The organism is Bacillus sp. ISL-77 (assembly GCF_018613105.1).
Genome location: NZ_JAGGQY010000033.1, coordinates 1 through 23,059, shown reverse-complemented (window position 1 = coordinate 23,059; position 23,059 = coordinate 1). Strand labels below are relative to the sequence as shown.

Annotated in this window: 21 protein-coding genes and 1 riboswitch; of the genes, 3 read left to right on the top strand and 18 right to left on the bottom strand. The window is 38.7% G+C overall.

The genetic code is table 11. The annotated features are described in order from the left end of the window. Positions 1-31 precede the first annotated feature (31 nt). The 5 genes from hydA to J7E77_RS12765 all read right to left on the bottom strand — a co-directional run bounded on the left by hydA (position 32) and on the right by J7E77_RS12765 (position 6,306). Positions 32-1,450: a dihydropyrimidinase gene (gene hydA, locus J7E77_RS12785; protein ID WP_214714826.1), complete on the bottom strand. Its 1,419-nt coding sequence runs from the start codon at positions 1,448-1,450 to the stop codon at positions 32-34. 21 nt (positions 1,451-1,471) lie between these two features. Next, entirely contained in the window at positions 1,472-2,758 is a 1,287-nt protein-coding gene (gene preA, locus J7E77_RS12780; protein ID WP_214714824.1) for an NAD-dependent dihydropyrimidine dehydrogenase subunit PreA, read from the bottom strand. Positions 2,759-2,790: 32 nt separating this feature from the next. Further along, complete coding sequence (locus J7E77_RS12775; RefSeq protein WP_214714937.1) at positions 2,791-4,146, bottom strand: NAD(P)-dependent oxidoreductase; 1,356 nt, start codon at positions 4,144-4,146, stop codon at positions 2,791-2,793. A 659-nt stretch (positions 4,147-4,805) separates the two neighbouring features. Then, positions 4,806-5,612, bottom strand: coding sequence for a uroporphyrinogen-III synthase (locus J7E77_RS12770; RefSeq protein WP_214714822.1), 807 nt, complete (start codon positions 5,610-5,612; stop codon positions 4,806-4,808). 22 nt (positions 5,613-5,634) lie between these two features. Then, positions 5,635-6,306: an NAD-dependent epimerase/dehydratase family protein gene (locus J7E77_RS12765; RefSeq protein WP_214714935.1), complete on the bottom strand. Its 672-nt coding sequence runs from the start codon at positions 6,304-6,306 to the stop codon at positions 5,635-5,637. A 303-nt stretch (positions 6,307-6,609) separates the two neighbouring features. Between J7E77_RS12765 and J7E77_RS12760 the strand changes: the two genes are divergently transcribed. Continuing rightward, positions 6,610-6,909, top strand: coding sequence for a hypothetical protein (locus J7E77_RS12760; protein WP_214714820.1), 300 nt, complete (start codon positions 6,610-6,612; stop codon positions 6,907-6,909). 116 nt (positions 6,910-7,025) lie between these two features. On the opposite strand, the gene J7E77_RS12755 is transcribed toward J7E77_RS12760, so the two are convergent. The 3 genes from J7E77_RS12755 to J7E77_RS12745 form a co-directional block, all read right to left on the bottom strand. Next, positions 7,026-7,799, bottom strand: coding sequence for a cobalamin-binding protein (locus J7E77_RS12755; protein ID WP_214714817.1), 774 nt, complete (start codon positions 7,797-7,799; stop codon positions 7,026-7,028). A gap of 88 nt (positions 7,800-7,887) precedes the next feature. Beyond that, positions 7,888-8,490: a branched-chain amino acid aminotransferase gene (locus tag J7E77_RS12750; protein ID WP_214714815.1), complete on the bottom strand. Its 603-nt coding sequence runs from the start codon at positions 8,488-8,490 to the stop codon at positions 7,888-7,890. Between the two features lie 130 nt (positions 8,491-8,620). After that, on the bottom strand, positions 8,621-10,159 hold the full coding sequence (locus J7E77_RS12745) for a DHA2 family efflux MFS transporter permease subunit (RefSeq protein WP_214714813.1): 1,539 nt from the start codon (positions 10,157-10,159) through the stop codon (positions 8,621-8,623). Positions 10,160-10,342: 183 nt separating this feature from the next. On the opposite strand from J7E77_RS12745, the gene J7E77_RS12740 reads away from it, so the two are divergent. Then, positions 10,343-11,263 carry a TetR/AcrR family transcriptional regulator gene (locus J7E77_RS12740; RefSeq protein ID WP_214714811.1) on the top strand — a complete coding sequence of 307 codons (921 nt, stop codon included), beginning with the start codon at positions 10,343-10,345 and terminating at the stop codon, positions 11,261-11,263. Positions 11,264-11,330: 67 nt separating this feature from the next. Here the strand turns inward: J7E77_RS12740 and J7E77_RS12735 are convergent, their stop codons facing one another. From J7E77_RS12735 to J7E77_RS12690, 10 genes are all read right to left on the bottom strand, one after another. After that, positions 11,331-11,690 (bottom strand): hypothetical protein, encoded by a 360-nt coding sequence (locus J7E77_RS12735; protein WP_214714810.1) that lies wholly within the window; start codon positions 11,688-11,690, stop codon positions 11,331-11,333. 135 nt (positions 11,691-11,825) lie between these two features. Next, a complete protein-coding gene (locus tag J7E77_RS12730) occupies positions 11,826-12,524 on the bottom strand; it encodes an LrgB family protein (RefSeq protein WP_214714808.1) in 699 nt (232 codons plus the stop codon). Next, on the bottom strand, positions 12,505-12,885 hold the full coding sequence (locus J7E77_RS12725; protein ID WP_214714806.1) for a CidA/LrgA family protein: 381 nt from the start codon (positions 12,883-12,885) through the stop codon (positions 12,505-12,507). Before J7E77_RS12725 ends, J7E77_RS12730 begins: the two co-directional genes overlap by 20 nt. A 252-nt stretch (positions 12,886-13,137) precedes the next feature. Beyond that, positions 13,138-13,617 (bottom strand): PaaI family thioesterase, encoded by a 480-nt coding sequence (locus J7E77_RS12720; protein ID WP_214714804.1) that lies wholly within the window; start codon positions 13,615-13,617, stop codon positions 13,138-13,140. Between the two features lie 233 nt (positions 13,618-13,850). After that, complete coding sequence (locus J7E77_RS12715) at positions 13,851-14,303, bottom strand: flavodoxin domain-containing protein (protein ID WP_214714802.1); 453 nt, start codon at positions 14,301-14,303, stop codon at positions 13,851-13,853. After that, complete coding sequence (locus J7E77_RS12710; protein WP_214714800.1) at positions 14,300-15,346, bottom strand: ribonucleotide-diphosphate reductase subunit beta; 1,047 nt, start codon at positions 15,344-15,346, stop codon at positions 14,300-14,302. The genes J7E77_RS12715 and J7E77_RS12710 overlap by 4 nt, the downstream gene beginning before the upstream one ends. 33 nt (positions 15,347-15,379) lie before the next feature. Beyond that, complete coding sequence (locus tag J7E77_RS12705; RefSeq protein WP_214714798.1) at positions 15,380-17,671, bottom strand: ribonucleoside-diphosphate reductase subunit alpha; 2,292 nt, start codon at positions 17,669-17,671, stop codon at positions 15,380-15,382. Between the two features lie 131 nt (positions 17,672-17,802). Continuing rightward, positions 17,803-18,004: riboswitch (cobalamin riboswitch) on the bottom strand. A 149-nt stretch (positions 18,005-18,153) separates the two neighbouring features. Next, the gene (locus J7E77_RS12700; protein ID WP_251028067.1) at positions 18,154-19,911 is read right to left on the bottom strand and encodes a bifunctional metallophosphatase/5'-nucleotidase; all 1,758 of its coding nucleotides are present in this window, start codon (positions 19,909-19,911) and stop codon (positions 18,154-18,156) included. Positions 19,912-20,014: 103 nt separating this feature from the next. Next, entirely contained in the window at positions 20,015-21,013 is a 999-nt protein-coding gene (locus J7E77_RS12695; protein WP_214714796.1) for a VanW family protein, read from the bottom strand. Between the two features lie 186 nt (positions 21,014-21,199). Then, positions 21,200-22,024: a formate/nitrite transporter family protein gene (locus tag J7E77_RS12690; protein ID WP_214714794.1), complete on the bottom strand. Its 825-nt coding sequence runs from the start codon at positions 22,022-22,024 to the stop codon at positions 21,200-21,202. A gap of 383 nt (positions 22,025-22,407) precedes the next feature. Between J7E77_RS12690 and J7E77_RS12685 the strand changes: the two genes are divergently transcribed. Next, complete coding sequence (locus J7E77_RS12685) at positions 22,408-22,920, top strand: methylated-DNA--[protein]-cysteine S-methyltransferase (protein ID WP_214714793.1); 513 nt, start codon at positions 22,408-22,410, stop codon at positions 22,918-22,920. The last annotated feature ends 139 nt before the right edge of the window (positions 22,921-23,059 follow it).

Genomic DNA, 23,059 nt, shown 5'->3' with positions numbered 1-23,059 from the left:
ATTAGTGTTTGAGTGAAACTAAGATAATTAGCTAGATAGATAGTGTTTCACTTTGGTTTACTAGTGTATTTTTATTATATTTTGCCCTCTTCAAATATTGGCCAGAACCTGGTTTTCCAACAAATTGCTTGTCGCGAACAACAAATTCCCCACGAGACAACACCGAAACAGGCTCGCCGGTTACCTTCATACCTTCAAACGCATTGTAGTCAACAGCCATATGATGTGTTTCGGCCGAAATCACACGTTCGATATTCGGATCAAAGATAACAAGGTCTGCATCTGCACCGATGGTGATTGTCCCTTTTTTCGGGAATAATCCAAAAAGCTTTGCGCTGCGGGTTGAGGTAATATCAACAAATTGATTCAGACTAATCCGTCCCTTCTTCACCCCCTCAGAGAATAAAACCGACAAACGATCTTCAATAATTGGACCGCCGTTCGGTATTTTAGTAAAATCATCTCTTCCTAAATCCTTTTGCCCTTTAAAATCAAAGGAACATTGGTCAGAACCAATCGTTTGCAATTGACCACTCTTCAAAGCATTCCAAAGAACATCCTGATTCCACTTCTCTCTTAATGGCGGTGACCAAACATATTTAGCCCCTTCAAAATTAGGCTTTTCTAAATAGCTTTGATCAAGGACTAAATATTGAGGACAGGTTTCTCCCCAGACATCAAAGCCCTTGCTTCGGGCTATCGCTATTTGTTCCACTGCATCTGCACAGGAGACATGTACTACATATAGCTGTGAATTGGCAAGTCCCGTGAATTTTGCTGCACGCCCTGTAGCTTCGCCCTCTAATTCCTGCGGTCTCGTTAGTGCGTGATAAATCGGGGCCGTTTTCCCTTCATCAAGGGCTTTTTTCGTTAAGTAATCAATGACATCCCCATTTTCTGCATGGACCATGACCAAGGCTCCGTGTTCTTTTGCAGAGATAAGTGTCTTGAACAATGTTTCATCATCCGCTTGAAATACATTTTTGTAAGCCATAAATACCTTAAAAGAGGTAATTCCTTCTTCAGTAATAACTTGAGGGAGCTCACTGAGAACATTCTCGTTGATTTCTGAGATCATTAAGTGGAAACCATAATCAATAACAGCTTTTTCTCCTGATTTATCATGCCATGTTTGAATCGCATTTTTCAGCGGCTCCCCCTTATTGGTTAAGCAAAAATCAATAACCGTTGTCGTTCCGCCAAAGGCAGCAGCAATGGTCCCTGATTCGAAATCATCCTTTGTCACCGTTCCACCAAATGGCATATCGAGATGGGTGTGTGGATCGATCCCTCCTGGAAAAACAAAACAGCCTTTCGCATCGATTATTTCCGCGCCAGTCACTGATAGATTCGTCCCGATTAGTGATATTTTACCATCTTCGATTAATATTTCTGCTTGGTATGTGTCTGTAGCCGTGACAATGGTCCCGTTTTTGATAATTTTTTTCATGAATAATTCCCTCCAAATCTTCTACTTGGTTAGATCTGCTTTACATTCTACAACTCCACTTAAGGCAGCCTGTCGTTCATTCCAAGTCATCGGCGGCAGTTCTCTTGCTGCTTCGACCATATCAATCGCCCCATCTACAGGACATACGATCGAACATAAATTACAACCGACACAATCCTCTTCCCTCACTTTGAGGAAGCTCTTTCCATTTGCGTCCGTCAACATATCGATACATTGATGCGAGGTATCTTCGCAGGCGATATGGCACTTATTGCAATTGATACAAACCTCGGTATTGATTTTTGCGACGATATTGTAATTTAAATCCAAGTTGCCCCAATCGGAGTATTTAGGGACGGATTTCCCAATGATTTCAGAAACAGAATCAATCCCTTTACTATCTAGATAATTGCTTAATCCTTCAATCATGTCCTCAACAATTCGGAAACCATGGTGCATGGCGGCCGTACAAATTTGAACGCCTGTCGCTCCCATCAACATAAATTCAACGGCATCCCTCCAATTGGAAATACCGCCAATCCCCGAAATTGGCACGTTAATATGCGGATGTCTAGCACATTCAGCGACCATATTTAAGGCAATCGGCTTAACTGCAGGTCCGCAATAGCCGCCGTGTGCTCCCTTCCCAGCCACATGTGGAATGGTATTCCAAGAATCTAGGTCGACGCCCATGAGGCTATTAATCGTATTAATCATACTGATCGCATCAGCACCACCGTTGCAAGCAGCTTCAGCTGTTGCAGTAATATCAGTGATATTTGGCGTTAATTTTACAATAACAGGTGTCTTAGCAACTTCTTTCACCCAAAAAGTCTGACGCTCAACAAGTGCAGGGACCTGGCCCGAAGCCGAACCCATGCCGCGCTCTGCCATCCCGTGGGGACATCCAAAATTCAACTCAAGTCCATCAACACCGACATCCTCCACACGTTTAACGATTTCATGCCACTTTTCCTGCTTTGGTTCCACCATTAACGAAGCAATGATCGCATGGTTAGGAAATCGCTTTTTGGTTTCATAGATTTCTTTTAAGTTGACATCTAAAGGTCGGTCGGTGATTAGTTCAATATTATTGAAACCGGCCACCCTTTGTCCGTTAAAACTAATTGCAGCAAACCTTGATGATACATTCAAAATAGGATCGCCCAATGTTTTCCAGACTGCCCCACCCCAACCAGCTTCAAAGGCTCTCTGTACCTGATAGCCAGAGTTGGTAGGCGGTGCTGATGCCAGCCAGAACGGGTTAGGAGATTTAATCCCTGCAAGATTAATACGTAAATCAGCCATCTATTTTTCTCCCCTTTTTATCAAATAAGAAGTTATTTTGCCGTTCCGACATAAGAATATTGTTTATGAATGGAATAGGCCACATCTTTTCCCTGTTGCGCAGCGGTTACGACCATGGCGTCCCCATTCCCTTTACCAAACACAACATCGCCGCATGCAAACACTTTGGGATTAGAGGTTTGGAAGGTTTCTTTATCTACCTTGACAACCCCGCCATCATGGCTAAGATCGAACCCTTCAATTAATTTCAGGTGTCTGGTTTGCCCGATTGCTTTTACCACAGCATCGACAGGAAGCACATATTCGGATCCCTCGATTGCTACAGGTCTGCGCCGTCCATCTTTTTCTGGGTCCCCCAGTTTCATTTTGATACACTCTATTCCGGTTACCTTCCCGGTTTCATCACCGATAATCCTTTTTGGTGCTGTTAACCAGCGGAATTCCACACCGTCTTGTTTGGCAAAATCATATTCAAATTCATAGGCCGTCATTTCTTCTTCCGTTCTCCGGTATAAGATTTTGACGTTTTCAGCTCCTAACCGAACGGAACAAGTCGCACCATCAATCGCGGTATTCCCAGCACCAATTACGACAACCCGTTTTCCAACAAACTCTTCGGATAACTGGCCACTTTTTGTTGCCTTGACAAATTCAATCGCATCAAATACACCCGCTAAGTTTTCGCCTTCAACTCCCAGGTTTGGAACATGTGCCATACCTACTGCCAATACTACATAATCAAAATTTTCAGTAATTTCTTCCGCTGAAATATCCTTGCCGACCATTGTGTTCGTTTTAATGGTTACATTCAATTTCTCAACCTGCTCTACTTCCCAGAAGGAAATTCTTTGAGGTAAACGGAAAGAGACAATTCCATACGTATTTAAGCCGCCTGCTTTCTCGGCCCCCTCAAATATCGTAACCTCGTAACCCAATCTCGCCAGTTCCCTTGCCGCCGATAGTCCAGCCGGACCACCGCCGATGACAGCAACTGTTCGTCCATTCGCTTGACCTGGTCGAAAAAGTACTTGATCATTTGTCATTGCCCAATCCGTAGCATATCTTTGTAAATTGCCTATCATAATCGGCTTGGTTGAATGATTTAGGACGCAAGCTCCTTCACATAGTTCATCCGTTGGACAAACCCTAGAACAGCTTGCACCAACTGGATTTGAGGACATGATTGTTTTAGCAGAACCTAGTAAGTTTCCTGAGGCAATTTTTTTAATAAAGGTTGGAATATCAATACCTGTCGGGCAGGCCTTTATACATGGAGCATCATAGCAATAGAGGCATCGATTGGATTCTTCAACAGCTTCTTGGTTTGTCAGTCCCTGCTCCACCTCTAGAAAGTTCTGATCAAGATTGGATAAGGAAATACGCTGCATTTTTTCATTCGCCAAAGAGAAGCCCTCCTTCTTATATGAATGGTTTACGGCCAATACATATGGAATAAATAAATTATTTAAGTGCTGATCTTTAAAATGTAAGCGCTTTAATAAACTGATATTACCAAAAAGGGACCAACTCCTTTAGTCAATTATCTATTTTGCAGAAAATTCTGCATCTTATTATAATTATACAGACTGATTTTAGACATTTCACCTAACAATCTGTAAATTGATGCAAGCATTTAATTAATCATTATGTAAAAAGAAAGTAGTTTACTATGAATGCAACCCAAGGGGAGTATTGTTGTCAGGTGAAAATTGGAAATGATAAAGAATTTTGGATATAGTTTTATCAGCGGGCAGATTTCTTGTACACTTTTCTGAATTCTTTTTCAATTTAACACAATGATACCAAAAATATTGTAAAAAGAAATCGAATTGTCAATCTTTCTTACATGCTTTATTTGTTCAGTTTCTAAAGTCTAATCCGTAAAGTATTACTTACCTAACAATACATCATCCTTCTAAGGACCACTGGCTTCTAATGAAACAATCTTAAAAAACTTCTCGACATTTTCTACGAAAGTGGAGGAATCTACACCTTTTTTATAAAAAAAAGTGTACCAACCATTTATTGAAGGTACACCCAGCCATGTTTAACTCTGAAAATATTTAGACAACTCGATAACCATTGCTCCCATTCTCTCATTTTCAGGAACAAGGATCCGTTCTACCCCTTGCTCTTTTAATGCTGCTGCGGTTACTTTTCCAACGGCTGCAGCTACTGTTTTTTGTTTGAAGGAATCAATGATGTCTGTCAAGATTTCATGTTCTCTTGCATAATCAAAAAGCGAGTGAACCTGGGTTGCCGTAGTAAAGCATACCGCGTCACATTCCTCGGACTGAAGTTCATTACATAACTTTGCCACTATCTCTTTTTCAGGTGCTATATGCTGGTATGGGAGTAACTTCTGGACAGTGGCACCGCGATCTTTGAGAAATTTTGTTAATGCTGGTGCTGTTTCCCCGTGAAGTTGTAACATAACTCTTTTTCCAGAGAGATCTACGGTTTCGAGTGATTGAGCTAAACCCTTTGTTGTTCCATCCTCATCGACAACGATTGGTTTAATCTCATATTTCTTTAATGCAGATAGTGTTTTATAGCCTCTAGATGCTATCTTTGCTTCACGAAGGTTCTTTAAAAAGGACTCTTTTAATCCAAGCTTTGTTGCTAAATCCACAAGTGTCTCAAAACCAATCCCCGTTGTGAAGATCACCCAATCGGCACCTTTCTGTACAAATTCGCGTAAATCAGGTTCCACTTCCTTTTCTGCTAAAAATACAGTCCCTTGCAGGGTACGGACTAGAGGAACACCTCCTTGTTTTCCAATTATCGTACTTATTTCTTCTATTTTTCGCGAACCGCAAATGACGACTCGCTTTCCAGTTAAACCCTTTTCCATTGCACTAACCTCTCAATTCTTATTATTTTTTTTCTCTTGCGATTCGTTCAATCTCATGTGAAGGATAAATGTTCACGCCACTTTTATCAGTCTGGGCCACGGCTGCCATTGCTGCAGCGACGTTCCTTGCTTCAATCGCTTTATAAGGCCGTAATGGGCCAATCATAAGTAAATTTAAAATGGCACTTGCTTTTTCCGCAATTCTTTCCCCAAAACGAAACTCTGTCCGCTCTCCTAACAATAGTGATGGCTTGAAAATATGAACTGATGGTATAATTAACTTACGTAGAGCTTCCTCCACTTGTCCCTTCACTTGATTGTAGAAAATCAATGATTTAGAATTTGACCCCATCGCTGTTATTATGAGAAATTTCTCTACACCACTTTTTGATGATATTTTTGCTGCCTCGACCGGATATTTATAGTCTACTTTTCGAAAAGCTTCCTTGCTTTTTGCCTTTTTAATAGTAGTTCCTATACAGCAAAAAACATCTGTTACCTGAAACAATTCTTGGTATTTATGCAGCTGATCAAAATCAACAATATGTTCTTCACATGATGGATCATTGAATTCAATCGGTCTTCGTACTAACAAATGGATTTTTTCATAATTATTTTGTTGGATGAGGGTTTTTACTAATTCATTTCCTACTAGTCCGCTAGCACCTAGAACAAGTGCCGTTTTATTTCCGATACTCACAATATATCCCCTTTCTATCCAACCATTTATCTCAAAATTTCTTTAACAAAAGAGATAAGATATTATTTATATCGGTATCATTAAGATTATTACACAATCCTCGTGAATAATGAAGAATATTAATCCTTAGATGTATAATTTTGACTCTGTATCTTACTCTAAAAGGAAGATACAAAATTCAATGAGGTAAATATGGAAGATCACGATAAAGTTGTCAATATAATAGATTATTTTTGTTCAATTATTTTTTCCTTGGACATACTGAGGATGTGAAAAATTTTTTAAGGAGGAACATGGATGACTAACGATTTCCAATTTAGTAATTTTATTAATGATGTATCGCTGCAAACAAAAATGGAGAATGTGTGGAGTAATACTTGTGGTTCATGGGAGAATTGCAACGAAGAAACGATTCAATCTTTCCTAGCCCAGTGCCTCGATTATAATATTGACCCACAGTACTGCATGAGTTGGGTTGAACAACATAAGGAAGAAATACCCAATTGGACTAATGTCTCGGAAACATCGCTAGGCTGGGTAAACCAGCACACATCAACGGGTTCAGCCATTTCGATTACAGAGCAGGATTTTAGTTGATTTTTAGGGAGGGGGTAAAACCCTCCCTTTTCATTTACCGTACAGAGAAAATTTACGATCCCTTGGTAAATGGAAGTCTTTTCATTTACCCAAAAATAAAAAAAGTGCTTCTGTGGTCATTTAAATCTATGAATCAAATCTACTAACCTTTCTAATCCATCGAGCAGTCTTGGTGAGGGGCGGCAGTACAGTTCTTCCTCAAGAATGAGAATTTGGTCATCACTTTTAAATCCTAGTTCTTCAAATCCCGTTCTCTTTTTTACAAGGCTTTTTTGAATCTTATCTTTCCTCACTCCTACCCAAGCAAGACAAATAAAATCGGGCTTGCGACTTATTACATCTTCCCATTCCGTTTGAACACTGGCCAATTCAACATTCTCAAAAATGTTCATTGCCCCAGCAGCTTCGGAAATCTCCGTGAGCCAGTTTATTTTTCCTGGTGTGAAAATCGGCTTTGGCCACCATTCCCAGTACAAACGTGGTCGGTAACTTTGATTTGCACTCTGCTTTTTTACTTTTTCAAGCCGGGAACGAAATTGCCGTGCCACCTCCACTCCCCGTTCACGTTCGCCAAGAACTTCAGCCGTTGTGATTAAATCGTTTTCAATATCTGTTAGTGATTGTGGATTTAAAACAAGATGGGGGATTCCTCGTTTCTTTAGAGCTTCAACATTTTTTTCCATCCCTGGAACACTTAAGGAGGCCAGGACCATATCTGGCTCAAGGTGTTCAACCAAATCCATGTTAATCGATAAATCGGGACCTAACTTAGGCAGACTTTCGATTGAGGCGGGCCAATCGGAAAAGTCATCCACCCCTACTAATAAGTGTGTTAAACCCAGATATTCCATGACTTCGGTATTACTAGGGCACAAGGAAATGACTCGCATGATCTACCATCTCTCCTCTCATTTTAGCTATAGCAAAAGAATCATAAAACGCATGGATGGAATATCATCCATGCGCTTTTGGGTATTTTTATTTCCTTTCCCCTTCTACGGCCTCAACCAACTGAAATAGAAAGCTATAAATGAGCTGGAACGCCTCACCTATGGATATCTCTTCGTTAAAACCTTCCACATAGTTTAGGGCAAAATTCAAATTCCATAATCCATCTTCCAAGCTGAACATTAAGTCGAATTTTGCTTCATCCCCGTGTAATTGGGTATTTAAATTTTCCTTTAACGCTTTTTCAAATTTCTTTTGTAGTTTTAATCCCAACATTACATCGTATGTCCCAAATACATCGTCCGCTTCTAATGAAACAGCCTCGACACCAATTAAATCAAACCAATTGGACTCTAAATAAATAAATTCATTTTTATGCATTTTTAAGTAATCGAGAGGCTGAGTCAAGAATGAAGACGATTCATTCTTTAGCATATTTTCTGTTTCTTTATCACAACGTTCAATGTAGGCGTCTGCAAAGCGCACACTAACATCCTTCTCCGCAAATTGGATATTATCACCCAGCTGATTTTTTTCGAGATACTCTTTTTCTTCTTTAAAAATGGTAATACTATTGCCGTTTGGGTTATTTTGCTGTTCAGATATGTACTGTTTGATTTGGTCTTTTAACATCAGGAATGTCCTCCTATGATTCACTTTTCTATTTTAATATTGAGTGTTTATGTGTAAAAAAGCAAATGTGATAATGTTATTTTGCAAAAAAAAGAGGTGACTATATAAAAGCCACCCCTCTAATTGCTATTTAATTTTCCGCTAATTTCGTTTTTACCTTTTGAGAGGACTGCTTTACCTCACCTGGATCTTCTGCTTGTTTTGCCCGTTTAATAAATAAGGCAAGAACTAAAGCGAGACCAGCGATAAATACACTTACAAAGAAAGCATCATTAATTCCTTCCAACAGAGCTTGCATCTCAATTTGATGTTGCATTTTTAGTTTCATGGCTTCTGTAACCTTTATTGACGGGTTAGGTACAATCTTCTTTGCAGCCTCAACTATTTCAGTTGCATGTGTTTTCGCACGAGTTGTCATAATCGTCACCAACAACGCTGTACCAATGGCACCAGATACCTGCGACATCGTATTATTCATCGCCGTGCCATGAGGATAAAACCGTGCCGGTAATTGGTTTAAGCCATTGGTCGTAACTGGCATATTTACCATCGAAAAACCAAACATACGGATCGTGTATAAAACAATTAAATGAGTATAAGTGGTTTCCAGTGTTAATTTACTTAATAAATAACTTGTTATTACTGTAATCGCTAAACCAATAATAGCTAAAGCACGACCACCGAACTTATCAAAAAGTTTACCTGTAATCGGCATCATAATGGCCATTAGAATTGCCCCTGGCAACAGCATTAAACCCGCATCTATCGGGGAAATCCCGCGAATATTTTGAACATAAATTGGCAGAAGAAGCATTCCTGAAAACATCGCCATTGTAACTACCATGGAAATAGAAGAAGATAAAGCAAACATTGGATATTTATAAATCCGGAAGTTAAGAAGTGGCCGTTCTTGACTTAATTGACGCAAAATAAATATTACCAATGAAATGAGCCCAACAGCAAGAGTACCATAAACCTGCGGACTATCCCATCCTTCTTTTCCAGCTGAACTAAATCCATAAAGTATTCCGCCGAAACCTACGCTTGATAACACCACAGATAAGAAATCAAGACGAATATCAACCTTACCTTTTTTATCTTTAAGTAAGAAAAAGCCAAGCAAAACGACGAGAATCGCTATTGGTGTGACAAAATGGAAGAGCATTCTCCAGTCATAGTGTTCGATAATCCAACCGGATAAAGTCGGTCCAATTGCCGGAGCAAACATTAATACTAACCCGAAAACCCCCATTGCTAATCCCCGTTTTTCAACTGGAAAACTTGTTAACATTACATTCATTAACAAGGGCATCATAATCGCTGACCCAGAAGCCTGAATCATCCGACCAGATAACAATAGAGGAAAGGCATGAGCAAAGCCTGCTAATACAGTTCCTAACGTAAATAAAAGCATGGCTGCTAGGAATAATTGCCGAACAGAAAATTTTTGAATTAAAAATGCTGATAATGGAATCAGAATTCCATTTACTAACATAAAACCGGTTATCAACCACTGACCAGTTGATGGGTCAATTTTTAAGTCAGTCATGATCGAAGGCAGTGCGATATTTAATAATGTGTTATTTAAGAATGCAATAAAAGCTCCGATAATCAGTATGGCAAGAACGCCATACGGTGGGCCAGCTGTCTTTTTTATGGTTTGATCCATTAAATTTCCCCCTATAATATATGTTCAATTTTTTATACCCCTGTTTCACACTTACATAATAATATACGCTCAGTTTAATTTTTGCAATTAAAAAAACCTACAAAATTATGGATTTGTAATAATGCTTTAAATAATGTACTATATTTTTATACTGATAGTACAAATGGAAATAAAGGTGATTTTATGAATGACCGAAAGCAGCATGTAGTAAATATGGCTCATCAATTATTCATCGAAAAAGGATTCCAAGCGACATCTATTCAAGATATTTTAGACTATAGCGGGATTTCTAAAGGAACGTTTTATAATTATTTTTCATCTAAAAGCGAATTATTAATCGCGATTTATAAAACAATTTTTAATAGGCTCGAAAAGGATCGAAACGATTTATTAATCGGTCAAAACCCTTCTAGTATTGAGATTTTTATAAAGCAAGTGGAAATGCAAATGATTTCTAATAGGAAAAATAAATTAATTGCCCTTTACGAGGAAGTATTGTCCTCTAATGATGCTGACCTTAAACAATTTATCCAACGGTGTCGTTTAAATTCACTTCGTTGGTATTACAATCGGTTTATCGACATCTTCGGCGAAGAGAAAAAACCATTCCTGCTAGATTGTGCGATTATGTTTCAAGGGATATTACAATATAATGTTCAATACAATAGAATGGCCCATGAATCTGGTGAAAAAGTAAACAGTGTTGTCCGCTACAGTGTAGCGCGTTTGGTTAAAATGGTGGATGAGGTTTCTGAATCAGGGGATCAATTAATAGAGCCTAAAACTATAGAAAAATGGGTCCCTGGCTGCCAAAAAAACAATCATGAGATAATCACTCAACTGATGAAAATAGCGGTAACGTTAAGGGCATCGATAACGAAAAGCATTCAAGATGTAGAAGAACAAAGCAAATACAATGAACTTCTGGATTTTATTCATGAGGAAATCATCCATACAAAATCACCAAGAAAGTTTCTTATTCAAAGTGCCCTATTATCATTAACGCAAAACCCCGAATCACTTTGGAAAAAAGAACTAGGGCAGCTTAATGAATTGATCGAGGCTTTTTATAGTGTGACAGAGTCGGAAGAAACAAACCCCTAATCCAAGGATTAGGGGTTTGTTTTGTGTATGTAAGGCTTTTATTATTTGATAAGCGTTGCTGAATTTCCTAAATAAAGTAATTCCTTGAATATTGTTTTACCACCACGATTGCATCCTCACCATTTTTTGTAAATATTAACCCTGAACCCATTTGTTCTTGAAACTTCCATCCTTTTGATTTCATATATTTTTTTGCAACATTATAGCTGCTATCTTGACTACTTTCGGATAAGTATCTGCTTCGTTTATCTGTTTTTGAGAACAGCTCAAATTCAGAATCGGAAAAGTGAAGCTTCATTGCAGAAATAATTAATGGTAATGGATTTCCCTCCTGAAAAATCGCAGAACCAAAACTGCTGAAAACTAGACCAAATCCTATGACCAAAACGATCAATAGGGTAACAGCCATTTTTCTTATCCCCTCCACCCGTTCGCCTCCTTATTTATCTGCTTCTATTTAATTTGACGACGGATGGGTATTTTTGGTTTCAGATAGAAATATTTCATTTTCATTAAAATGTTTTAAGAAGACGGTAATGAATTTATTAATTATGATTAAGAGTTATTTAATAAAGGAAAGTTGCAATAATAGAGGTATCATAATAGACATGATCAATGCGGAGGTAATCATCGCTATGCTCCCCATGACCCCTTCTATTTCTCCCCATTCAAATGCACGGTTGGCACCAATTGCCTGAGCAGAGGTTCCTAACGCTAATCCCTTAGCAATTCTACTTCTAATTCGAGTAAAATTTAAAAGAATTGGCCCAACCATTAAAGAAAAAACCGCAGAAATACAAACAAATAAAATCGTAAGTGACGGAATTCCCCCTAATGACTGGGATACGGATAAGGCAATTGGAGCAGTGACTGATTTTGGAATAAGCGACAACATAATTTCCTTATTCATGTGCAAATACTTCGTCAACAAGACAATTGAAATTACACCAGTTAATGTGCCTGGCATGACCGCCCCGAAAATAATTAAGAAATTTTTTCTAATAATTCTCACATGTTTATATAAGGGAACAGCCAGTGACACAGTGGCAGTCCCTAATAAAAGTGAAAATATTCCTGTTCCAGATGAATATTGGGCCACTTGTACATGAGAAAGCGTCAATAAACAAATGATGAAGACTGTTACAGTATATAACGGATTTAACCATGCCTTGTTATAAGTTTTAAACACCTTATTTCCTACTGCATAACTCATTAAAGTAATACTGGTACATAACAATATATTAGAAATCATGGTTCCCATTTTGTTTACTCCTTTTTCTTTTAGTTTCTAAATACTCAGCAATAAATGCTGTAACAAGAAGAACAACCAGGCTGCTTGCGGCTAGGATGATTGCTAATTTTATACCTTCTACTCTAAAAATCCCTGCAAAATGCCAAACACCTACTATAAATGGAATAAATAGAAGTGTTATATGTTTAATATGGAGCTGGGCGGCTGCTTCGACCCAATTAAGCTTACAAACACCTGACAGCAATGCAATGAATAAGAGCGCCATACCAACAATACTTCCTGGGACAGGAAGATCCAGCCAAGTAACGAGCCTTGTACCAATCAAATATATTACTAATATTGTGAGAAACTGAGCAATAGTACGAACCATTCGGCTCACCCCCCGGTTTTAAATCTAATCACCCATTTTTTTATAAATGGGGTCATAATTAATTTCTCTAACGTCAGTATTGCATACCTTTTTGAGTTTTTCTGTAAATGTGGAATGGTTTCTAACATAAATTTTATAAAAGCGATTTAATACATGTTAGAAAAACTTACTTTTATTTCGTATTTCCCTACATAAAGCAAAAAAGCCGATTCCCAGTAGTAGGAATCGGCTAAAAACGGAATATTTACATACCTATTTAAGAAAGGATTTAGGCATGACAACAGCGACAACCTCTCCACGAGCACAGAGAAGATCATTTGCATAAACTTCTGTCTCAACCTTAAACTTTTTAGGGTGGATTTCATGTACGGTTCCGATTGCTTTTAAAGGTATACCATGTGGAGTTGGCTTGAGAAAGGTCACGTTTAAGGAAGCCGTTACGAACCTTGGGGGCTCCGATCCATCACCAGCTGCATGTCCATTTTTTCGATGAAGCGCCAATGCAGCAGAACCTGTTCCATGACAATCTATTAACGAGGCAACAATGCCGCCATATACAAAACCTGGAAGTGCTAGATGCTCTGCTTCTGGTGTGAATATAGTTACTGTTTGTTCACCCTGCCAGCCAGTTCGAAAATGATGTCCCTCTTCGTTTAATCGACCACAGCCATAACACCAGGCGAAATCATCCGGATAATCATCCTGAATTGCTTTTAAAACTTTATCTTCCATTAATTTCTCCCCCTTCACCGAAAACGCTTTCATAGACATGATAACATTGTTAAAATTCCCTGGTCAATCAATTGACAAAATATTAGAAAATCCAAACATTTCACATAAGTTAGAAAAGGAAAACCCTTGTGCTGCAAGGGTTTTCTTCTGAATATTTCTGTAGTAATAACAAATAGACTCTATATGGAGCAAAAAAACCCAATTAGACTACTAATTCCAAACTTCCTCTGCAATTACCCTATTCCCTGCTTCCGGCTTAATTGATCCAAAAAGATAGTCACGAATCTACTACACCGATCAATATCCTTCATTTGGAGGCTAACCTCGATTTTTAGGGTGGCAATTAAATTTGTGTGTACGTAAAGCATATCCTTAAATTCATCAACAGCTCCGCAAAACTTCGGGTAACCACTATCCCCTGTGCCGATTACACCTGTCCGTACCTTTTTTACGTCCTGAGTTTCGAATGCACGATAAATCTCCATCATTTCTTGAGGAATTTCGCCATTTCCCCAAGTATAGGTTCCGATCACAATAGCCGCAAACTGGGATAAATCCCTAACTCGAAATTGCTCGATCCGAAAGAGAGAAACCATTACATTCTTCTTTAAAAATAACTGACAAATTCGTTCAGCTAATTCTTCAGTATTTCCTGTTTTGGAAGAATATACGATGGCAATTTTCATAACTCATCGAAACCGTTTGATTGTGTTACCTTTGCATAGCTTCTTGACTTCTGTTCAAAAAAATCGGATTTTGTTCCATTCATCATTTCATCACTGAAAACATGGATCCAAGGCATTGGGTTTACCCTTTCTTTATATAAGTTCTGTAAACCCAGCTGACGCAGTCGTTTATTTGCAAGATATTCGGTGTATCCTTCGTACTCGCTCAATTCAATACCATCTATATCCCTCAAAATCATATGTGCCCACTCTTTTTCAAGTTGGACAGCTTGTCCAACCACTTTATACACATAATCAATGTTAGCCTCAGTATGTAAATCCGGATTTTCTGTTAAAAGAATTCGTAGAAACTGTGCCATGAAATACGCATGTTGCATTTCATCCCGTTGAATATAGCTAATCATTGTACTAGTCTTAAGCATTTTTTGCTGGCGGGCAAGATGATAGAAAAAAGCAAAGCCAGCATAGAAATATATACCCTCTAGATTAATAGAATTCACACCTAGTTGAAATAAATTTTGTGGTGTAGGATTCTCACGGAAACGTTCATATGCGTCTAATATCAGTTGGTTTCTTTTTTGCACGAATGGATCATTTTTGGCTTGATTGAACCGATCCTTTTGTTCATTCAAAGGTACAAGTGAACTTAATATATAGGAATAGGATTCATTATGGACCGCTTCCTGCTGGGCGATGACAGCAAATATTGCTTTAAAGCTAGAATCTGTCACATAATCCATTACTTGACACATTGTTGGTGTTTGCAGGCTGTCTAAAGAAGCAAGTTGTGTATTTATTCGTAAAAAGACATCTTTCTCCGTTGAACTGAGAAAGTCCCACTGTTTTATATCATCTTGCATATTAATCTCTTGAGCTTTCCAAAAGTTTGACAATAATGTCTGATATAAATCGTATATCTGTGGATAGGCAATATCATTCCAGTTGAGCAAGCCTGATGATTTTCCATTAATAATACCGGTTGATTTATTGGGAAACTCGGGGTTTAACAGTTTTATTCTTGATAGCGGTAAATGAATATCCATAAAATAATCTTCTCCAATCTATTCTAAAAGATGTTAGCTATGGCAAGCATCACATTCGTCAATTTCTGTTTGAGATGTGCTTCTAACATAGTACGTTGTCTTTAGTCCTTGCTTCCAAGCTTCCATATGCAGGTTGAGCAAGTCCTTTGCTTTTATATCGTGCCTAACATATAAATTAAAGCTAATGCCCTGATCAATATGGCGTCCACGTGCCGCATTCTGTTTAATACTCCACACTTGATCTAATTCATGTCGCGAGCGACGATAATAGTCATATGTGATATGGTTTAAATCCGGTGCAGTAACTTTAAATTTAAAATTTTTCTTTTCCTCTGCATATTCAACAGAATAGATAGGATCGATTCCGTCAGTGGAACCTCCAATTTTCGCTGTGGATGAGTTTGGAGCGATAGCCATTAACCATCCGTTCCGAATGCCATTATTAACGACATCCCTTTTTAGTTCAGTCCATCTTTTCGATTGATAATTTTTCCGTTCAAAATAACTTCCTGTATGCCATTCTGAATCGTTAAATAGACTATAAGACCCTTTCTCCTTTGCTAGTTCCATTGATGAACGGATCGTATAAAATGCAATGTCCTCATACAGATGATCTGCATAATTTACCGCTGCTTCAGACTCCCAGTAAATCCCTTTAAGAGCTAGTAGGTGGTGCCATCCAAATGTACCAAGACCCACGGCTCTGTACTTTTTATTTGTAAGTTGAGCCTGTCCAACAGAGATTGTATTTAAATCAATCACGTTATCGAGCATTCTTACTTGGATCCTAATTAAACGCTCTAAAACATCTGCAGGGACTGCTTTTGCCAGATTAATAGACGATAAATTACAAACAACGAAATCACCAGGCTTCCGAATTATCACGATATTGCCCTCTTCATTCTGGTATTCGTTTACAATCGTCGTTGCGGACATATTTTGAGCAATTTCTGTACATAAATTACTGCAGTAAATAGAAGTTCGGCCCTTACCCAATACATGCTTATTCGGATTTTGCCTGTTTACTTCATCACGATAGAACATGTATGGTGTTCCTGTTTCTAATTGAGCAACCATGATTCGTGTCATAATATCCATGGCACGGTAGGTTTTACGAGGAAGAAGCGGGTTACCTGCGGCCTCTTCATATTTCTCGGTAAAGAATTTAACATCCGTTTCATCATAAAAATCCTCAAGTCCGAGAAGGTTCCCTTTTTCATCCTTCCAGCCCATAAATTGTTTTACTTGATGGGGACAAAATGTATGCCACTGCCCAATACTTCTTCCATCCTCATCTTTCTCTTCTAATTTTTTCATAAATAGGTCTGGTATCGTGACACCCGTGAAAATGTCATGGGCCTTACGGCGTTCATCCCCATTATTGGTTTTCAAATCGAGAAAACCGTTCATGATATCTTTATGAAATAAATCTAGGTAAACCGCAATGGCACCTTGCCGTTGACCTAACTGATCAACACTGACAGCTGTATTATTTAACAATTTAATCCATGGCACAATTCCGGAAGAGTTTCCTTTGAATTTCTTAATATCGGAACCAAGGGCACGAACTTTACCATAATAAATCCCTATACCACCGCCATCCTTGCTTAGTCGAGCAATATCCCAATTATTTAAATAGATGCTATCAAGGGAATCATCTACTGTATCAATAAAGCAGGAGGAAAGCTGACCAAAGCTTTTGCCTGCATTCGCTAAAGTGGGGGTAGCAACCGTCATATATAAATTACTAAGTGCCCAATACGCTTCCTTTACAAGTTGGAAGCGGATGGACTTCTTTTCATCCTTCATAATCGTCATGGCAATAATCATGAACCTCTCCTGCGGGAGTTCATATACATTTCTATTATGATCTTGAGCCAGATAGCGATCCGCCAGTAAAAATAACCCTATGTAATTAAATAATAAATCTTTATCTGGATTTATCTCTTTTGCTAGTTGCTCGATTTCATCTTTGCTATATAAGCTAAGTAAATTATGAGAATATATCCCGGTATCAGTCAATTCTTTTATTAATCTATAAAAATCTCCATATTTTAAAGAACGATTATAGCCTCGATTTTTTGCTGACTTTCTATATAATTCATTCAGATATAAACGGGCAGCGACAAATGTCCAATTTGGTTGGTCTATTGCAATTTGATTCACAGCATATAATAAGGCTTGGTGATTAGCTTCCCCCTCTGTTTCATCCAGTTTACTAATTTGCTCTTTAAGCTCCGTAGTATCTATCTGATATTTTTCTGAAACTTGATTAATAGATTCTAATACGTAATTAAGTTCTGCTTGAATCTCCTTAGTTATCATTACATTTCCCCCTATAATAAAAAAAATCCGCTCAACGGTAATTGAGCGGATGAAACGATACACTACAAAAGGAATAAAAAAATCCAATGCCTCCTGTCGCCACCGTTCATCTTCTCAATCCCCGAAGAAGTTGAAACATCTTAAGAAAGACAGGTCTCCTGACTCATGCTTCTTCCTACTTTGAACCCTTCCCATATAAGTACCTAATAGATTAGACATTTCTTATACAGTGGTTTGCTCATTTCGTCAGCATTTACAGTTGCGGGGGCAGTTCTGGATTTACACCAGATTCCCTATTAAGCCACAATGGCATCGTCTCTTAAGGTTAACACAATATATAGTTTGATTATTATTTATTGAAACAATATATAGTGAATCGATTAATTTAAATAATAGTATAGTCACCAAAATAATTCAAGTCTATTATTAAATAAAAATGAAACCTATCTGGCCTGACACCTTTTTTTAAAACACCAAGGATGTCACTGAACCCTTTGTATTCTATTTTGAATGCCATAAGTGAACGGTTTTGGCTGGGCTTTACTGAAGTTAACTAATGCATCAAGGTCAACGGGTCCGACTTCTTTGTTTTTAGCTTGAGTAAATACAGTAAATCCATCTCCGCCTCCAGAAAGAAAAATATTCGCTGTCACAGAATAGGGTTTATTAGGATCCATTTCCGTGCCATCTGGAAGCTTGGTGCTCACTACCCTTTGCCCTGCTGGTTTATTTGGATCCCAAGTATAGCTTAAGCCAGAAATCTGCAGCATGTTCGTTTTTGTTGCCCCCCACTGCTGGTTGAGCAATTCTCGGATTTGCTGTCCCGTCATCGACATTTTGACAAGGTCATTATTAAAGGGCTGTACCGTGTAAATTTCTCCCCAGGTGATATCGCCAGGATCAATATCGGCTCGAATGCCGCCAGGATTCATAAAGGCTAATTCGGTATTCAACGCTTTCCTTTGTGCATCCGCAATGAAATCGCCAAGCACTGACTCACCATTTTCATTTTGCTTGGCCGTCAGACTTTCAGATGAAGAGCCAACAACTTGATTAACTATCGGTTCTATTTTTGCTTCATATCCTTCTATCATTTTCTTAATTTCGGGATCGGGCTCGATTCCTTCTTGAAAGGTAGTTACAATCTCAGCTCTTTTTGAGACAATATCCTTTGTTTTAGGATCTATCTCAAGATCAACATCAGAGAAAGCAGTTCCATAGGAATAGGATTGAACAACTAGTTTATTGTCAATCGTTGCGTTCATATAGGCATGGTTATGGCCGCCGAAGATGATATCCACTTCATCGTCGACCCGGTTTGCGATATCGACAAGCTGCCCTGCTGGATTTTCTCCGTTTGTACCTGAAGTGCCTGGGTTATGGGCTAAAACGACAATCGACTTTACCCCTTGTTTTTTCAACTCCGCTACATTCTGATTAATTGCTTCTACTTCATCCGTGAATTTTAATCCTGCCACGCCGCTAGGGACAACAAGCGTTGGAGTCTCAGTAGTTACCACACCGATAAAACCAATGGGCATCCCATTTACTTTGATCACTTGATAAGGAGGCAGAATCGTTTTTCCTGTTTTCTCATTGACTACATTGGCAACAATCCATGGGAAGTTTGAACCTGCAAAATTGCCAGTTTTCGGATGTGTTCCCCCTTTTATGAGGCGCATCAGTTCCGTTAAACCTTCATCAAATTCATGATTACCAACAGTACCGATGTCAAAACCCAGTTTGTTCAAGATCTCGATTGTTGGTTCATCCTGTAAAAGGGCCGAAATTGGAGGGCTGGCCCCAACCATGTCTCCATCTTCAACCAATAGCGTATTTTTATTTTCTGCTTCACGCTGTTTTAAATAGGCTGCTAAATAATCGACCCGACCGGCCGGTTTCCCGTTAACTTTCCGAGTCACATTTAATTGGCCATGCAAGTCATTAATCCCTAATAGTTGGACCTGAATGAAACGATTATTTGCGGCCGGTGGCTTTCCCTTTTTGGGATTGACCGTTTCTGGACGGTTGGATTTATGTCCATGATATTCTTCAGATAACCCTTGATCTTTTCCTATAGTTGGTTTCTGTCTGCTAACCTCTACAACTTGAGGCTTAGTAACAGTTTGAAATTGATTATCCATATCCCTTAGGGCACGAGCTGAAGCACTTTGATATCCCGTTATCGCCACCAGTGCTAGGATCGTTAAGGAAAGAAGCGTTTTTTGAAACAATTTCATACTATTCCTCCTACAATTTTCTAAAAGAACCAAAGGTATTTTTCTCCTTGTAGGTTAGGAATATGCAGAAAAGGCACCAAAGAAGTTTGGTGCCTGACACTCATTATTGTTTGACTATCAGACTTTGGTAGGTTGAGGATGTCCTTACTTCGATGGTTAAGGTTCCCTTTTTATAGATGGATTTAATGATAAATGGGGCACCGGTGGTATTCTGAAATTGAAAGTCCGGTCCACCATAAGATACGGTTGCATCTCTGCCAGCAGGTACATACCCAACCGACAAGGAATGGTGATGTTTTTCAATATAACTAACACCTACCTGATCCACTGCATTGAACAGGGTTGATGACGTCTGGCAAATTCCTCCGCCGATTCCGTCGACTAATTGCTTATTTACAATTTCCTTCGCCTTTTGATATCCGTGGGCGGCATCACTTGGACCTACAGTGGTATTAAATGAGAAAATATCTCCCGCTCCGACAATGATATTATTAATGGCCTGTGCCGACAGCTGAATATTCTTTGAACGGCCTACAACTCCGCTATTAAATCTCGTTGTAAAGCTTGCCACGACAACTTCCCCTAACTGGTCAACATCCTCAGGCTTATAACCGCTCTCTGTCACATATAAAGGTAGTTCGATATCTCCACCCGTTGCTGATGCTGTTATGACCTTTTCAACTAACTCTGATTCCTCTAAGATAATTCTTGGTTTGCCTTTAATGATTTGACCATTGGAGCCAATCTTATCAAGAACCATTCGTTGGTCATATCCTTTGGTACTTTCCGTCCCTCTTGCTAAATCCTTTGCCCATTTTTCAAGTTCCTTTTTATAGGTTTCATTATCGGTTCCAAAACCCATTTCCACCGGTAAAAAGGTTTCCAAAATAGCATTTGTATTCGGATCAATGACATTTACCGTAATTGGTTTTGGTTCTTCTTCATTCTGTGGTTCTGGTGGTGTTTTATTGGGCTTTTGTTGTCCTGATTCAGATACTTTTTCTTCAACTTTCTTTACTGTATTCGTTTTTTCTGTACATCCGGCAATAAGTATTAAGCTACAGATTAATAAAATTGATACTAGCCACGAGCTCTTTGTCATTTCCCCCAACCTCTTATCCTTTATTTTCATGCAGTAAATGCTGACCTCCAACGAAGTCCATTCATTCTTGGATTTTATTCCCGTTTGCATGTCAATATGACTTATATGTATTGATTAATATGCAAAAAGCCCCTTAGGTGTAAGGAGCTTAATCAGTGAAGATATATGATTTTTTTGACCTGTAAATTATCTTACGCTGCTTTTCATCATTGGTTGAACCACTTTTGGTTCCGAATATGTGCGTTCATTTTTCATATAGGCGTGCCAATATGCGAGTGCGATAAAGACAGATCCGCCAACCGCATTGCCTAGAAAGACAGGGATAAAATTTTCAATATATCCTAGCCAAGTAAAATGGCCGGCAAATATCGCTGCAGGAATTACAAACATATTCGCTACAACGTGTTGGAATCCGATTGCGACAAATGCCATCGTTGGAAACCAAATACCTGCAATTTTTCCGACCATATCGTTTGCTCCATAACAAAGCCACACTGCCGCTGCCACCAGCCAATTACAGCCAATCCCCGAAACGAATGCTTGGAGAAAGGTTGCTTCTAATTTATGGTCAGCAATACTAAGCGTTCTTTCCAAGAACGGGCCTGATTCGGTAAGTCCAACCAGATGTCCAAAAAAGTATGCTACAAAAATGGCCCCGATAAAGTTACTGACCGTAACAAGAAACCAGTTATAGACAACCTGTCTAGTGCTAATTTTGTTCGCCATTCGAGCTAGAGGCACAGCCATCATATTTCCTGTTAATAGCTCACCACCTGCAAGCAAGGTGAGGATAAGGCCGATTGGGAAGACAGACGCACCAATCAAACTGCTTAACCCCTCAAAATTTCCTGTTAAAGTTGCTGTGACACGGATGAAAAGTAAATAACCTAAAGCAATGAACGCACCTGCTTCAAAACCTAATATCAGTGTTTGTAAAGGAGGGTATTTTGATTTTTTCACTCCATTTTCAACGGTAATTCCCATGATTGTTTCGGGTTTACTATATCCCATTTGATATGCTCCTTTTTAAATGAACCATTTAATATGTGAAACATTTAACATACTTCTATTTTATAATAAATTCTTCTAAAATCCTGTGAATATTTCTTTAACTATTTTAGAGCGCTTACATTTACTTTTGTAATCTTGCTTTTATATTCAAAATAGCTTACTTCCCTTACTTAATAGAGGTATACTGATTCCAAGGTGATATGGTAAAGAGTATAGAAACACTACAGGAGTTACGAACGGAGACGAATGGTCTAACAGATCAGTATGTTAGTCGGTATCCCAAACCCGACCCATTTTGCTACACTTTTTAAAAAATAACCAGCCATACTCCATCAGAGTATCGCCTAATGATCCGAAAGGAATAAAGAATGAAGTTTTATACAATGGAAAAGAAAATTTATTGGAGTTTGTTTGTATATGGTCCATGGAAAATGTATCTCGCAGCAACGGTAGATGGACTTTGTTATGTTGGGTCCAATCATAAGGACTTCGAAGAACTGGTGACTTGGGTCCAAAAAAAACTCCCGCATCACCTTTTGGAGCGTGATGATAGAAAATTACAACCTTTTGTAGACGAATTCACCGAATATTTTCAAGGAAAGCTCACGTCTTTTACCTTTCCAATCGATTTTCACGGGACTCTCTTTCAACAATCTGTTTGGAACGTAATAAATGAAATTCCCTATGGATGCACACATACTTACGCAGAAATCGCGGAACTCCTGCAGAAACCTAAATCGGTACGTGCCGTTGCCGCTGCAATTGGGGCAAACCCGATATTAATTACTGTTCCTTGTCATCGTGTGATTGGTAAGAACGGGAAGTTAACTGGTTTTCGCGGCGGTTTAGATATGAAGGAAAAACTGTTAGATTTGGAAAAAGAACCTCCACTATGAAAGATGTAATCACACATGCGAAATAAACCAAAAAGGCAGAGAGAAAGTCTCTGCCCCAGACTGTCGACAAATCCGAAAAGCTAGGGTTTGCCCGCAGTCTTTTTTGTCTTTGTTAAATTGTCTGTTGATTTGCGCTCCA

Bases quoted from the DNA above. Each gene is read 5' to 3' on its own strand.
- J7E77_RS12715 (WP_214714802.1), bottom strand. From the start codon at position 14,303: ATGAAAATTGCCATCGTATATTCTTCCAAAACAGGAAATACTGAAGAA.
- preA (WP_214714824.1), bottom strand. From the start codon at position 2,758: ATGGCTGATTTACGTATTAATCTTGCAGGGATTAAATCTCCTAACCCG.
- J7E77_RS12690 (WP_214714794.1), bottom strand. From the start codon at position 22,024: ATGGGATATAGTAAACCCGAAACAATCATGGGAATTACCGTTGAAAAT.
- J7E77_RS12705 (WP_214714798.1), bottom strand. From the start codon at position 17,671: ATGATAACTAAGGAGATTCAAGCAGAACTTAATTACGTATTAGAATCT.
- J7E77_RS12700 (WP_251028067.1), bottom strand. From the start codon at position 19,911: ATGAAATTGTTTCAAAAAACGCTTCTTTCCTTAACGATCCTAGCACTG.
- J7E77_RS12760 (WP_214714820.1), top strand. From the start codon at position 6,610: ATGACTAACGATTTCCAATTTAGTAATTTTATTAATGATGTATCGCTG.
- J7E77_RS12755 (WP_214714817.1), bottom strand. From the start codon at position 7,799: ATGCGAGTCATTTCCTTGTGCCCTAGTAATACCGAAGTCATGGAATAT.
- J7E77_RS12720 (WP_214714804.1), bottom strand. From the start codon at position 13,617: ATGGAAGATAAAGTTTTAAAAGCAATTCAGGATGATTATCCGGATGAT.
- J7E77_RS12750 (WP_214714815.1), bottom strand. From the start codon at position 8,490: ATGTTAAAAGACCAAATCAAACAGTACATATCTGAACAGCAAAATAAC.
- J7E77_RS12740 (WP_214714811.1), top strand. From the start codon at position 10,343: ATGAATGACCGAAAGCAGCATGTAGTAAATATGGCTCATCAATTATTC.
- J7E77_RS12770 (WP_214714822.1), bottom strand. From the start codon at position 5,612: ATGGAAAAGGGTTTAACTGGAAAGCGAGTCGTCATTTGCGGTTCGCGA.
- J7E77_RS12745 (WP_214714813.1), bottom strand. From the start codon at position 10,159: ATGGATCAAACCATAAAAAAGACAGCTGGCCCACCGTATGGCGTTCTT.
- J7E77_RS12730 (WP_214714808.1), bottom strand. From the start codon at position 12,524: ATGGGAACCATGATTTCTAATATATTGTTATGTACCAGTATTACTTTA.
- J7E77_RS12775 (WP_214714937.1), bottom strand. From the start codon at position 4,146: ATGCAGCGTATTTCCTTATCCAATCTTGATCAGAACTTTCTAGAGGTG.
- J7E77_RS12685 (WP_214714793.1), top strand. From the start codon at position 22,408: ATGGAAAAGAAAATTTATTGGAGTTTGTTTGTATATGGTCCATGGAAA.
- J7E77_RS12695 (WP_214714796.1), bottom strand. From the start codon at position 21,013: ATGACAAAGAGCTCGTGGCTAGTATCAATTTTATTAATCTGTAGCTTA.
- hydA (WP_214714826.1), bottom strand. From the start codon at position 1,450: ATGAAAAAAATTATCAAAAACGGGACCATTGTCACGGCTACAGACACA.
- J7E77_RS12710 (WP_214714800.1), bottom strand. From the start codon at position 15,346: ATGGATATTCATTTACCGCTATCAAGAATAAAACTGTTAAACCCCGAG.
- J7E77_RS12725 (WP_214714806.1), bottom strand. From the start codon at position 12,885: ATGGTTCGTACTATTGCTCAGTTTCTCACAATATTAGTAATATATTTG.